The sequence below is a fragment of the Mariniflexile jejuense genome (assembly GCF_042675665.1).
Taxonomy (GTDB): domain Bacteria; phylum Bacteroidota; class Bacteroidia; order Flavobacteriales; family Flavobacteriaceae; genus Mariniflexile; species Mariniflexile jejuense.
In genome coordinates this window covers 2,155,124-2,168,857 of sequence record NZ_JBHTJI010000001.1, presented here as the reverse complement: position 1 = coordinate 2,168,857, position 13,734 = coordinate 2,155,124, and the positions used below count along the sequence as shown (strand labels likewise).

10 protein-coding genes are annotated in these 13,734 nt (G+C 32.5%); 4 read left to right on the top strand and 6 right to left on the bottom strand.

Annotated features, from left to right (window positions below; all coding sequences use genetic code 11):
* Positions 1 to 56 precede the first annotated feature (56 nt).
* Entirely contained in the window at positions 57 to 392 is a 336-nt protein-coding gene (locus ACFQ1R_RS09260) for a toxin-antitoxin system YwqK family antitoxin (protein WP_379925883.1), read from the top strand.
* An 82-nt stretch (positions 393 to 474) separates the two neighbouring features.
* Here the strand turns inward: ACFQ1R_RS09260 and ACFQ1R_RS09255 are convergent, their stop codons facing one another.
* The 3 genes from ACFQ1R_RS09255 to ACFQ1R_RS09245 form a co-directional block, all read right to left on the bottom strand.
* Positions 475 to 1,593, bottom strand: coding sequence for a hypothetical protein (locus ACFQ1R_RS09255; protein WP_379925882.1), 1,119 nt, complete (start codon positions 1,591 to 1,593; stop codon positions 475 to 477).
* 208 nt (positions 1,594 to 1,801) lie between these two features.
* Positions 1,802 to 4,564: a TonB-dependent receptor gene (locus ACFQ1R_RS09250; RefSeq protein ID WP_379925881.1), complete on the bottom strand. Its 2,763-nt coding sequence runs from the start codon at positions 4,562 to 4,564 to the stop codon at positions 1,802 to 1,804.
* 249 nt (positions 4,565 to 4,813) lie between these two features.
* Positions 4,814 to 5,200, bottom strand: a complete 387-nt coding sequence (locus tag ACFQ1R_RS09245; protein ID WP_379925880.1) for a carboxypeptidase-like regulatory domain-containing protein — start codon at positions 5,198 to 5,200, stop codon at positions 4,814 to 4,816.
* A gap of 160 nt (positions 5,201 to 5,360) precedes the next feature.
* Here ACFQ1R_RS09245 and dgt point away from each other — a divergent pair, with 160 nt between their 5' ends.
* Entirely contained in the window at positions 5,361 to 6,701 is a 1,341-nt protein-coding gene (dgt, locus tag ACFQ1R_RS09240; protein WP_379926327.1) for a dGTP triphosphohydrolase, read from the top strand.
* 81 nt (positions 6,702 to 6,782) lie between these two features.
* Here dgt and ahcY read toward each other — a convergent pair whose 3' ends face one another.
* Entirely contained in the window at positions 6,783 to 8,099 is a 1,317-nt protein-coding gene (ahcY, locus tag ACFQ1R_RS09235; protein WP_379925878.1) for an adenosylhomocysteinase, read from the bottom strand.
* A gap of 136 nt (positions 8,100 to 8,235) precedes the next feature.
* Here ahcY and ACFQ1R_RS09230 point away from each other — a divergent pair, with 136 nt between their 5' ends.
* Positions 8,236 to 8,862: a 4'-phosphopantetheinyl transferase family protein gene (locus ACFQ1R_RS09230; RefSeq protein ID WP_379925876.1), complete on the top strand. Its 627-nt coding sequence runs from the start codon at positions 8,236 to 8,238 to the stop codon at positions 8,860 to 8,862.
* Positions 8,863 to 8,918: 56 nt separating this feature from the next.
* The gene (locus ACFQ1R_RS09225) at positions 8,919 to 9,653 is read left to right on the top strand and encodes a geranylgeranylglyceryl/heptaprenylglyceryl phosphate synthase (RefSeq protein WP_379925874.1); all 735 of its coding nucleotides are present in this window, start codon (positions 8,919 to 8,921) and stop codon (positions 9,651 to 9,653) included.
* Positions 9,654 to 9,657: 4 nt separating this feature from the next.
* On the opposite strand, the gene ACFQ1R_RS09220 is transcribed toward ACFQ1R_RS09225, so the two are convergent.
* Positions 9,658 to 11,448: a rhamnogalacturonan lyase gene (locus ACFQ1R_RS09220; protein WP_379925873.1), complete on the bottom strand. Its 1,791-nt coding sequence runs from the start codon at positions 11,446 to 11,448 to the stop codon at positions 9,658 to 9,660.
* A gap of 99 nt (positions 11,449 to 11,547) precedes the next feature.
* Entirely contained in the window at positions 11,548 to 13,611 is a 2,064-nt protein-coding gene (locus ACFQ1R_RS09215; protein ID WP_379925872.1) for a rhamnogalacturonan lyase family protein, read from the bottom strand.
* Positions 13,612 to 13,734 lie beyond the last annotated feature (123 nt).

Below are 13,734 nucleotides of genomic sequence, written 5' to 3'. Positions count from 1 at the left end.
GTTTAAAAGTTAATTTATTGCTATATTTGACATATAATGTTAAAACCCCCATAATTATGAAGAAGTTAGTTTTATTATTCGCCTTTTTAATAGCAGTATCATCTTTTGGCCAACAAAAGAGAGATTTAAAATTTAATAAAGACACTAACCTAATTGAAGTTGTTTATTATCATGACAATGGAGCTGTAAGTCAAACTGGATTTTACACTGCAGATGGTAAACTACAAGGTGAGTGGTTAAGTTTTAGTGCAGAAGGTAAAAAAACAGTTTCAGGTAATTATGATAATGGAAAAAAAGTCGGCAAATGGTTTTATTACACCAATGATGTTGTAAAAGAAGTAGATTATAGTAACAATACTATAGCAAGTTTAAAAGAATCTGAAATTCAATAAAGTAAATTTTTTTAAATAAACTAAAAACAAAAAGCATCCCAATTTGGGATGCTTTTCTATTTTATTAATTTTTATTTACTAATTAGTTAGAAGTCCATGCAGCCCAAGTTGGTAAGCTAGCTCCATTACCAGCTCCAGTTTGAGTTGTAACATAAGTAGCTACAGTATTATTTGCAGTTGCGAAATTGATTCCGTTAACTTTAAAATCACCAGCAGAAATTCTAGCAGTAGCACCAGTACCTGAATCTAATTTAGCGAAAGTAGTAGGCATATCATTAGCAACAAATAAGTTTGTGTAGGCTTGTTTTCCACCACCTTCTTTAAAATTGATAGCTTTTTCTGAAGCTGTAAATTTAGCTTCTGAACCTTTTACTATAGATACATTACTTAATTTAGCATCTGTCATAGGTAAAGCTATATCATTAGCTTGATTGTTAGAACCTTCTATACCAGCATTCGAAACACCAGAAATGTATACGTTATTTATAGTTCCAATATATCCATCAGCAAAATCTAAAGAATCATCATAAGAGTTTATTAAAACTAAGTTAGAAGCGTTTACAGCACCACCAAAAAATTCAACAGCATCATCACCGCTTTCATATGTGTAAATGTTATTTACTGTAGTTCCACTACCAACTCCAAAGAATGAAACACCATTATATTCTTTACTATCACTAAATTTAGAACCTGTGTAAGAGATTTTTAAGTAAGTAATAGATCCTGAGTTGTCAGCATTGTTGTTGCCTCCATATAATAAACCACCAACTTCTGAAGTTCCGTTATCACCAGTGTTTACTTTAGCATCACCACAAATAATTAAACCACCCCAATTTCCTTCAGCAGGAGTTGTTTTACCAGATGTCATGATTACTGGTTTTGCAGCTGTACCGTTTACAAAGATTTTAGCACCTCTTTCAACAGCTACAAATATTGTTTTAGCTTTTTCTGTATCAGCAGTAGGATCAGATTGAATTTTTGTTCCAGCAGGGATAATTAATGTAGCACCAGATTTTACAACTAAACCACCAGTTAGTGTGTATGTTTGTGTAGCATCTAATGTTACAGTTCCATCTGTAATATTACCTTTTAAATTATCCACTTTTAAATCAAACGTACTACTACTAGTAGGTTTGTCGTCTTTACTACAACTTGTTAATCCAAGTGCTAAAATTGCTATTGCTAAAATCGATTTTCTCATTTTTTTTTAAATTTTGTTTAAGTTTTTTTGATAGTACAAATGAACATGTTTAGTGTTTTTGTCGCGTTAAGCGAGTATTATTTTGATGTTAAGGATTTTTGAAAATCTCAGGTTTAATTAACATTAAATTTACATGACTTTTTAATTAAAAAAAGAGGTGATTTAATAACTTAAACACCTCTTTTTTTTAATAATTTAAATTTTATTGCTAGAACTTATAATTTAGAGACAAACTTAGGTTTGACCCTATTTTATAAGAACTTGCTAAAACATCAGCAGTTTTAATTAGTGGTGCTTTACTTTGGTCCGTTTCCCTTCTATAAGTTGGGTTTAATATGTTTTTATAGGATAATCCCATTTTTAAATTTTTTGAAAGATTAGACTTTAGTATAAAATCCAATCTACTTATTGATTTATCTATAAGATTTCCTCTTTCTGAAGTTCCTAATACAGCTAATTTATCTGAAACGTAGGCATAAGTAAGTGTTGCTGTAATGTCTTTACCATTTTTAAATTGTTTTAAATAAGAAATGTCTGAATTTGCTAAAAAGTCTGAAGCTCCAGATAATTTTGAGTTTTGATAAGTGAAATTTGCACCAAAACCATTTTCAGTAACTACTTTTATGTTACTTAAATCTTGATCTTGATACATGTACGATCCATTAAATCCAAAAGATAATTTTTCTTCTAAATCACTATCATTATTAAAATTAAAAATGTTTTTTCTTAGTTCTATTTCAACACCAGCAATAACTGCTTTTTCACCTGTATTAGCATAAGTAATGTTTCCAGATGATGAATTGGTGAACATTTCATTTATTGGGTTTTGAATTAATTTCCCAAAAGCAGTTACAGTAAGTATTTCATTATTACTAGGGTATAACTCCCAACTTAAATCTGCATTGTAATTTGTTGAAGCGTATAATTTATCGTTTCCTTCATAAGATTGACCAACTTCTTGAAAAAGAATTCTCACTTTCTCTTTAAATTGAGGTAACGTATAGGTGTTACTAGCTGCAAATTTTAAATTTTGTTTGTCATTTAATTTGTATTTGGCAATTAAACTAGGTAAAAACTTTACAGGTGCATACGTGTTACCACTTCCATCTGGGAAATCTAAACTCACATAATAAACATATTGTTCTATTTGTTCGAATCTACCTCCTATAATAACAGATAATTGTTCATTGAAGTTGTATAGCACGTTTCCGTATACGGTATGGATATTTAAATGACCGTTATAAAGTTGAAGGAGTCTACTAGAGCTGTCACCTGCTGATAAATCAAAGTTTGTAGCATTTAAATATAAATCAGTATTATTAAAATTATCTCTAGTAAAAGTAGTTTTATTGGTTTCAGGGAAAAATGAATATTGTTGAGAATTGAAATCAACATTTTTCATTTTGCCAGAGTATCCTAGTGTTGCTTTTCCTTTAAATTCGTCATCTGCTTTTTTATTAAAGTTATAGGATACTGAAAGATTTGCAGAAAATTCTTTTTCATCTAAGCTTTGGAAATATCTATGGTTGTTAATACTGCTGTTTTTAAAAAAAGTATAAATTGATGATCCATCACTCGTTGGTACAAAAGTATTTTGCATACGATCTGGAATTGTATTATCCAAAATGCTGTAACCAATATTCCATTCAGCATCCCATAGATCGTTAAATTTATGTTTACCTAACAATTGGTTTACTAATAATTGCGTTTTATCAAAAGTTCCACGTTTAATAAAGCCAATGATATCTTGCCCAGGAAACTCAACATTTTTCCCATCATATTCACTGTAATCTTGTGAAGATGAGTTTAAAAACATAGCCGTATAGAGAATGGAGTTTTTGTTGTTTATTTTGTAATCAGCAGTACCCATTACAGTTGAATTGGTATTGTGTTTATATGATTTTTTAAAGAAATCAGCATTAGCAGTACCTTGTGCTGTAATATTAGTTCTGTAAATACCTTCAATATATTTATTATCTGCATCAAATGATGCAGTAATAAACGTGCCTAAACTGCTTTCTGAACCCAAACTGAATTTTCTTCCACCAGATAATGCATAGCTATTATTTAATGTGTTTTTACTAGTTTGTCTATCCCAACTTGTTGCATAATTGTATGGTAATAGTGGCTTACTTGGTGCTTTTCCATAATCAAAACCAGAATACGATGGACCATCTTGTAAGTAAAAATCATCAACTTTTAAAACATTTGTATTAGCACCTAAACCTAAACCAATAGAAACGTATGGAGAACCAGAGAATTTTTTAGATACAATATCAATATTAGCACCACCAAAATCGGCATAGTTTTGCGATTCAAATGTTTTACTAATACCTACATATTCAACAATATCGGTAGTAAAAATATCCAAATTTATGTTTTTATTTGAAGGGTTATTTGATGGTAATGGCAAGCCGTTTAAAGTAGTAATGTTGTATCTATCACCTAAACCTCTTACAAAAATGCTTCCAGAACCTTCTTGTTTTGAAATACCACTAACTTTAGTTACAGCAGTTGCTACATCACTAACACCTTTTCTAGAAAGTTCATCTGCACCAATAGACGCTTTAAAAGCAACTGCTTTCTTTTGTTCTAGTAATAAAGCAGTTTCGCTTTCTCTTTTAGTAGTTGTAGTAATAACAACTTCGGCTAAAGAAGCTGCACTTGCACCCATAGGTACATTTACTGTTGTTACTTTATTAGCAACAACTGTTACTTTAATTTCTTGAGTTTCGTAACCCACAAAACTGAATATTACAGTGTAACTTCCAGCTTCTAAATTTTCAATGCTATATAAACCATCAATGTCTGAGGTTGTTCCTTTTGTAGTGCCTTTTATTAAAACGTTAGCAAAAGCCAAAGGTTCGTTGTCGTATTCTTTGTCTGTTAATTTACCAACCACAGAACCAGTACTTTGGCTATAAGAAATTGCTGCAACAAACAGCATTATAAATAGGGTGATTTTTTTCATTTTTTTAGTTTTTATCTAGGCGCAAAGAACGTTAGGTTATGTGAATAGGGTGTTATGAGTAAGTTAAACAATGGTAACATAAGGGTTATCTAAATGTTATGAAACAACTTATTTGTAAACATTAATTTAACATTGGTTTGTTTGTAATTGGCTAGTAAATAGAAGTTAAAAACAGGTAATACCTAATGTGTAAAACAAAAAAAATCAACAAGTAATTGTTGATTTTTAAATATATAAGTGTGTTATAATCTAATTTAAAACAGGAAGCGATTTGTCATCCTTTTGTGCAACACTTGTTATTAAAGCAAGTTCACTTAAAGAAATGGTGCTTGCTGCTAATGATAAGTTTACTTCTGTAGGATTTAAAGCATCAACATGAACGTTCATTTCTTTAGTTTCATAACCTGCAAAACTACAAACCAGTGTATAATCTCCAGCTTCTAAGTTCTCAATAACAAATAAACCAGTTATATCTGTATTAACTTGAGTTGCAGTTCCTTTTATAGAAACATTTGCAAGTACCAACGGACTGTTGTTTAATTCATTATCTAAAATTTTACCAACTATTAAGCCTGTGTTTTGTGAAAACGAAAAAGCAGTAAAAAGAAAAATAGCTGTATAAAGTAATTGCTTCATAAATAACATTGTAATTATACCGCAAAATAAAAGGTTTCTTATTAGTTGAATGTTATGTAAATATTAAACAACAGTCATTATAATGTTACCGTAATGTTATCAACTTTTCAATTTTAGTTTTGTTGAATTTAAGTATCTTGCCAAAGCTTAAATTTATATGATGAACTGGGAACAACTTTTATCCTTAAAACGCTTTGGCGATACCAATAAACGCATACGAAAAGAACAAGATGAAACACGTTTAGGCTTTGAAGTAGATTATGATCGTGTTATTTTTTCTTCAGAATTTAGAAGTTTACAAGATAAAACACAAGTAATACCATTATCGGAAACAGATTTTGTCCATACACGTTTAACCCACAGTTTGGAAGTTAGCGTAGTTGGACGATCTTTAGGTCGTTTGGTTGGAAAAAAATTATTAGAAAAACACCCGCATTTACAAAATGTGCATGGGTATCAAGCTAACGATTTTGGTGCTATTGTGGCTGCAGCGGCTCTGGCTCATGATATTGGAAACCCACCATTTGGACATTCGGGTGAAAAAGCTATTGGCGAATTTTTTAAAACAGGATTTGGCAGTAAGTATAAAAACCAACTAACTACTAAAGAATATCAAGATTTATGCGACTTTGAAGGAAACGCTAACGGTTTTAAAATTTTAACCGAAAGTAGAGCAGGACGCGATGGTGGTTTACGATTAAGTTATGCTACCCTTGGCGCATTTACCAAATACCCAAAAGAATCGTTGCCTAAAAAACCAACAAAACATATTGCCGATAAAAAATATGGCTTTTTTCAAAGTGAAAAAGAACCTTATGTTGATATTGCAAATGAATTGGGTTTAATAAAACGTAGTGATAAAGACTTAAGTTTTGCGCGTCATCCATTAGCATTTTTAGTTGAAGCTGCTGATGATATTTGTTATACTATTATCGATTTTGAAGATGGCATCAACTTAGGTTTAATACAAGAAGAATTTGCTTTAGAATACCTGTCTAAAATAATAAGAGACAGTATAAAACCGGAAAACTATTATGCCCTTTCTACTAAAGAAGACCGCGTTGGCTATTTGCGTGCTTTAGCTATTGGAACGCTTATAAATGAAGCGGTTGATATTTTTATGAAACATGAAGATGCAATTTTAAACGGCGAATTTGATAGCGCATTGCTTGATAAAAGCAAATACAATGCTCAAATAAACGACATTATTAAAATAAGTATTGAAAATATTTATCAATCTACCGAAGTTATTGATAAAGAAATAGCGGGTTATGGTGTTATCAATACGCTGTTAAATACCTATACAAATGCAGTTAATAATAGTTTTGAAGAAACTGCCTCAAACTACGATAAGCTTATTTTAAAAGGATTACCCAAAAGTATAAAAGTAAACGATACCAGTTTATATAACCGTTTATCAAGTGTATGTTATTATGTGTCTTTATTATCTGATAGTAAAGCTATATTAGAGTATAAGAAGATAAAAGGTATTTTGTTTTAATTAGGTAAAGTTTTAAAACAAAAAATCCCAAACAGTTTTGCTTGGGATTTTTATTTTGAGATTCCTTTTTTTAAAAGGAATTTAGTAACGGTAATATTCTGGTTTAAAAGGTCCAGAAACTTCTACACCAATGTATTCAGCTTGGTCTGGTTTTAACTCTGTAAGTTCAACGCCAATTTTTTCTAAGTGTAATTTTGCTACTTTTTCATCTAAATGTTTAGGTAACATATACACGTCGTTTTCGTAAGCATCACTATTAGTCCAAAGCTCTAATTGTGCTAATGTTTGGTTTGTAAACGAGTTACTCATTACAAAACTTGGATGTCCAGTTGCACAACCTAAATTAACTAATCTGCCTTCAGCAAGAATGATAATGTCTTTTCCGTTTACGGTATATTTATCAACTTGAGGTTTGATGATGTTTTTTGTATGTCCGTAGTTTTTATTTAACCAAGCCATATCAATTTCATTATCAAAATGCCCAATGTTACAAATAATGGTTTTATCTTTTACAGCTTCAAAATGCTCACCACGTACTATATCTTTATTTCCAGTAGTTGTAATAATGATATCTGCATTTGGAGCAACGGTTTCAAGTTTTTTAACTTCAAAACCATCCATGGCAGCTTGTAATGCACAAATTGGGTCAATTTCTGTAACTGTTACAATACTTCCAGCACCTTTAAAAGATGCAGCTGTACCTTTACCAACATCACCATAACCACAAACAACTACGCGTTTACCAGCTAGCATAACATCGGTAGCACGACGAATAGCATCAACCGCACTTTCTTTACACCCGTATTTGTTATCGAATTTACTTTTTGTTACCGAATCGTTTACGTTAATGGCAGGCATTGGTAATGTTCCTTTTTTTACGCGCTCATAAAGTCTGTGAACACCAGTTGTGGTTTCTTCACTTAAGCCTTTAATGCCTGATACTAATTCTGGATAGCGGTCTAAAACCATGTTAGTTAAATCGCCACCATCATCAAGAATCATGTTAAGCGGTTTTCTTTCTTCACCAAAGAAAAGTGTTTGTTCAATACACCAATCAAATTCTTCTTCGGTCATATCTTTCCAAGCATAAACCGATGTGCCTGCGGCAGCAATGGCAGCAGCAGCTTGATCTTGTGTAGAGAATATGTTACAAGAACTCCAAGTAACTTCAGCACCTAATGCTTGTAAGGTTTCAATTAAAACTGCTGTTTGGATAGTCATGTGTAAACATCCAGCAATTCTAGCACCTTTAAGAGGTTGTGAGTTGCCGTATTCTTCACGCAAGCTCATAAGTCCTGGCATTTCAGCTTCGGCTAATTCTATTTCTTTTCGTCCCCAATCAGCAAGCGACATATCTTTCACTTTATGCGCTACAAATGGAATTGTTTTTGTATTCATATCAACTTTTTATTTTTCTTTAGTTATAATAAGAAAACATCTTTGGAATCGTATTTAAAATGGTTAAATTGCTCAACAAAAATGTTTAATCTGTCTTAGACGGTGCAAAGATAACTAATAACTTTTAGAATATTAAATGCCTCTTTATAAAACCATTACTCCAAATTCACAAACTACTGTTAAAATCTGGAAGATTACGGAGTCTTTTGATGTTCTAATGGAAGAAGTTGACTTAAAACCAAAAAGTTTAGAGCGTGTTTTAGGTATGAAAAGTGAATTGCACCAACGCGGGTTTTTAAGTGTGCGTTGTTTATTGAAAGCGTTTGGTTATGATGATGTTGATTTACATTATGATGAAAATGGTAAACCGTATTTAAAAGATGGCAAACACATTTCTATTACACATTCGTTCAACTTTTCGGCAGTTATCATTAGTGACTCCAAAATAGGCATTGATATTGAAAAACAACGCAGTAAAATAAGCATTATTGCCAATAAATTTATTGATTATGAGTTTAGTTATCTTGATGAAAACGCTTTAAATTATATAAATAAGTTAACAATAATTTGGTGCATTAAAGAATCGTTATACAAACTTTTTGCAACACCAGGATTAAGTTTTAAGCAACATTGTTTAGTAATTCCAATGTCTGATAATGAGCAAGAAACAGTGGCATGGATTGATTATGAAGCACAAAAAAGCAGGTATAATATTCATTTTTTAGAATTTGAAGGGTTTACATGTGCTTATGCTATAAATTAAAATTAAGATTTTGAGAACCAATAAATCAAGACAACAAAAACAACATTCGTGAATTCGTGGTAAAGAAAAATATCATATATCAAAATATATTAAAATCTATCACATCTAAAGAAAAACTATTAGCAGTTTTAATTGATCCAGATAAATTTACGGTTAACAATACTGAAACTTTTATTGAAAAGATAAACCAGTCTATAGCAACACACATTTTTGTTGGTGGTAGTACCGTTAAAGCAAATGCCGCTGAATTATTGGTTTCTGAAATTAAGAAATACACTGGCTTACATGTAGTATTATTTCCAGGAGACGTAACTCAAATTACCAATGAAGCCGATGGGTTGCTATTTTTAAGCTTAATTTCAGGAAGAAATCCAGAATATTTAATTGGAAAGCACGTAGCATCTATTTCAAAATTAAAAGATACCACTTTAGAGGTTATTCCAACAGGTTATATCTTAATTGAAAATGGCAAAGAAACAGCCGTACAGCGTGTAACCGAAACACAACCCATGCCAAAAAACAATATTCAAAACATTGTTGATACTGCAAAAGCAGGCGAATTGTTAGGAATGAAACTCATTTATTTAGAAGCTGGAAGTGGCGCAAAAGAACCTGTCAACCCAGAAATTATCAGTTTAGTTAAACAAGAATTGCAAGTACCATTAATAGTTGGTGGAGGTATAAAAACCAAAAAGCAACTAGATAATGCCTATAAATTTGGCGCAGATTTAGTTGTTATTGGTACTGCTTTAGAGGAAGATGAATTATTTTTTGAAGTTTTGCACAAATAAGAAACTATTTTTTTGCTAAATAAATATGTGGTGTTTTTGGGGTTTTCATTCCATAGCCTAAATAAAAGCTAGTATGCGCAGGTTGGTTATAAGCTACATTTTGCCATGCAATACTAACCCGATATAATGGGTCGTGCATTAATGTAAATATGCGTTCATTTGTGAAATTTGGAGTCGAAAATATAACTAATTCTGTGTTTTCAGAATTTCTATAAATTATTTCTTCTCTCCAATCGCCTAAAATATCAGCAATTAAGCATGGGTTTGATTTTGTGCCATTATTACTCTTTAAACTCATACCATCATAATTATATGCATTAAGTAAAATATTTGTTTTTTTATTTGAAGCATCCCATTTTGTAATAAGGTTTTTGTCAACTATCTCTCTAAGTAAATCACCATCAAACCATGCAAACATATTAAAACTTGCACCTCTACCAGCAGTTGGGTAGGTAGTGGTTATTAATTCACCTTTGGAGCTATAAACACCTGAACCATCGGATGCCCAACTTTCAGCTCCTAAATAATTAGGGTCAATATCAGCGGTAACGCCTCTTCCTATGTCACCTTTGCCTTTTACACTCCATATAACGTTACCTTGTTTTGGATCTCTAAAATCTATAGCAGGAATGGTTGTTCCGTTGGCAACTTCATGGCACATAAAATATTCTAAACCATCACGTTCTGGGTTAAAATCACCTAAATGAGCAGCATCGCCATGCCCAAATCCAGTTGAGTATAAACCAGTACCATCATTATCAATAGCACAAGATCCGAATTGAATTTCATCTTTGCCATCACCATCTAAATCTCCTACAGCTAAGTTGTGATTTCCTTGTCCAAAATAGGCTTCATTTCCCTTGGTATTAGTGTCAAAAATCCAGCGGTTTGTTAGTTTGCCGTCACGATAATCAAAAGCTGCTAAAACGGTTCTAGTATAATAGCCTCTAGTAAATACAACGCTTGGTCGTTTTCCATCTAAATAGGCAATGCATGCCAGAAATCTATCTACTCTATTACCATAACTATCACCCCAATCGGATACATTTCCTCTAGCAGGAATATAATCTTGAGTGGTTATGAACGCACCCGTTTCACCTGAAAATAAGCTTAAATATTCGGGACCTTCTAAAATATAGCCGTTTTCACTACGAAAATCGGCGTTAGCTTCTCCTAAAACAGTTCCTTTACCGTCAATAGTGCCGTCTGCTGTTTTGCACACTATTTCTGCTTTTCCATCACCATCTAAATCATACACCATAAATTGTGTGTAATGTGCACCAGAACGGATGTTTTTGCCTAAATCTATTGTCCATAATATAGTGCCATCCATTTTTAAACCTTGTAGAATGGTGTTTCCTGTATAGCCTTTATGCGAATTGTCGTGCGAGTTGGTAGGCATCCATTTTAAGATGATTTCGTATTGTCCATCGCCATCCAAATCACCAACTGAAGCATCATTTGCTTCATAGGTATAAGTTCTACCGTCTGGCGTTATTCCGCCTTCAGGCTTCGAAATTGGTATTTTTTTATAAGTTTTATTCCAAACATCAACAGGTTTTGAAAGTGGTTGTTCTTTATTATCAATTATAACAGAAACACTATACTTTTCATTTGAAGTGGTATGATCTACATAATTACTAGCACCTGTTAAGGGTAAAGTGTTTAGTTTTTTAAAACCACGATAAACATTGTATGATGCATTTTCAAATTCTGATGCTAATATGCGCCAACTTATTAATACTTCGTCAGTATTTGTACGAACAGCCAAAACACCTCGATCTAGATTTTCCATTTGTTTTTGGGAAAAGCCAAGATAAGATACGAGCATAATAGCCACAAAAAAAGTTGAAGTTAAAAAAGAAGTATTAGCATTTTTAGTCATTTAAACGGATTATTTTAAAATTACTTTAAATGTTTTTACACCTGTGTCTTGAGTTATTTTTAAAAAATATAAACCAACAGATTGCCCTTTTAAGTTTATGCTTTTTAAGTTATACGTGTCTTTTTCTAATACTTTTTCACCTAAAAGATTATAAACTTGAATTGTTCCTTTTGTTAAACCATTTAAATATAGTTCGCCTGTAGTTGGGTTTGGATATAATTTGATTTGATTTTTATCCTTTAAAAAATTATCATCTGTAGATAGCGTGCTGCCATCTGCTAAATAAATATTTGGAGCAGATGGTGTTGCCATACCATGACCTAAAAAGAAACCAGTATGAGCAGGTTGGTTGTAAGCTACATTTTGCCATGCAATACTTGTGCGATAAACGGGATCGTGCATTAAGGTGAAAATACGCTCGGAAGTAAGGTTTGGTGTTGATACAATTGCTAAGTATGAATTATCTGAAGCACGCCAAATAATTTCTTCTCGCCAATCGCCTAAAATATCAGCAATTAAACAAGGAGTAGATTTTGTGCCATTGTTACTAGCCAAAGCAAGACCATTGTAATTATAAGCTGTTAAAACTCTGTTTGTGCTATTTGTTGTTTCATTCCATTTGGTTATCACGGTTCTGTCAACTAATTCTCTTAATAAATCGCCATCATACCAAGCAAGCATATTATAAAATGTGCTTCCAGTTGTAGAAGTTGGATAGGTTGTTGTTATAACATTCCCTTGAGAATCATGAATACCAGAGCCGTTAGAACCCCAACTTTCTGCACCTGGATATCTAGAGTCAATATCTGCGGTAGTTCCTCTTCCTATATCTCCAGAGCCTTCAATGCGCCAAAATACGTTACCAGTATTTGCATTTCTGTAATCCATAGCTGGAATGCTAGAGCCATTTGCAATTTCATGTACCATAAAAAATTCTAAACCAGGACGATTTGGGTCGAAATCTCCTAAATGCGCTGCATCGCCATGTCCAAAACCTGTATTATATAAAACAGAACCATCATCATCAATAGCCATAGAGCCGTAATTTATTTCATCTTTTCCGTCACCATCCAAATCGCCTACAGCTAGGTTGTGGTTTCCTTGTCCAGTATATTGGCTTCCTGATACATCAGAATCAAACACCCAACGTTTTGACAAGGTGCCATTTCTATAGTCATAAGCAGCTAAAACTGTGCGTTTATAATAACCTCTGCAAAACACGACACTTGGGCGTACACCATCAAGGTAAGCTATGCAAGCTAAAAAACGGTCCATTCTATTTCCATAATTATCACCCCATCCAGATACCCAATTAGATGTACTACCTCTTGGTGGGTCATAAGGCTCATCTTTTATAATAAAAGCGCCTGTTTCACCTGAAAAAATACTCAAATACTCAGGACCTGCCAAAACGCGTCCATCGGTACCACGATAATCTGCATTTATATTGCCTAAAATATCACCGGTACCATCAATAGTACCATCTGCTGTTTTACATGCTACTTCAGCTTTTCCATCACCATCTAAATCATACACCATAAATTGAGTGTAATGTGCTCCAGAACGAATATTTCTACCTAAATCAATTGTCCATAAAACAGTACCATCCATTTCTAATCCTTGTAAAATGGTATTACCAGTATAGCCACTTTGAGCATTATCTTTTGCATTAGTTGGATACCATTTTAATACTATTTCATAATCACCATCACCATCTAAATCACCTACTGAAGCATCGTTGGCTTCGTAAGTGTAGGTTACATTATCTGGTGTTGTTCCACCGGTAGGAGGTGTAATTGGTATTTGTTTGTATATATTATTCCAAACTGTGGTTGGACTTGATAAGTCTTGTTCTACCCCATCAATTACTGCAGAAACACTATAAGTACCATTAGTTGTAATGGTATCTTCAAAATTACCTGCACCTGTAATTGGTGTAGAGTTTAATTTTGTTGCACCTCGATATATATTGTATGAAGTATTAGTGAATTCTGTACCAAGAATTCGCCAGCTTATTAATACTTTAGTACTACTTGTTCTAACAGCTAATACACCACGGTTTAAATTTTCCATTTGTTTTTGTGATACAACTGTTAATGGAAATAATATTAGCACAAATAGAAAAATTTTGATTGACAAAAAGGGGGTTTGGTAGTTTTTTTTCATATTAATGGTTCGTTGGTTCAGAATATAAAG

Bases quoted from the DNA above. Each gene is read 5' to 3' on its own strand.
- ACFQ1R_RS09230 (WP_379925876.1), top strand. From the start codon at position 8,236: ATGCCTCTTTATAAAACCATTACTCCAAATTCACAAACTACTGTTAAA.
- dgt (WP_379926327.1), top strand. From the start codon at position 5,361: ATGAACTGGGAACAACTTTTATCCTTAAAACGCTTTGGCGATACCAAT.
- ACFQ1R_RS09255 (WP_379925882.1), bottom strand. From the start codon at position 1,593: ATGAGAAAATCGATTTTAGCAATAGCAATTTTAGCACTTGGATTAACA.
- ACFQ1R_RS09215 (WP_379925872.1), bottom strand. From the start codon at position 13,611: ATGGAAAATTTAAACCGTGGTGTATTAGCTGTTAGAACAAGTAGTACT.
- ACFQ1R_RS09220 (WP_379925873.1), bottom strand. From the start codon at position 11,448: ATGGAAAATCTAGATCGAGGTGTTTTGGCTGTTCGTACAAATACTGAC.
- ahcY (WP_379925878.1), bottom strand. From the start codon at position 8,099: ATGAATACAAAAACAATTCCATTTGTAGCGCATAAAGTGAAAGATATG.
- ACFQ1R_RS09250 (WP_379925881.1), bottom strand. From the start codon at position 4,564: ATGAAAAAAATCACCCTATTTATAATGCTGTTTGTTGCAGCAATTTCT.
- ACFQ1R_RS09260 (WP_379925883.1), top strand. From the start codon at position 57: ATGAAGAAGTTAGTTTTATTATTCGCCTTTTTAATAGCAGTATCATCT.
- ACFQ1R_RS09245 (WP_379925880.1), bottom strand. From the start codon at position 5,200: ATGAAGCAATTACTTTATACAGCTATTTTTCTTTTTACTGCTTTTTCG.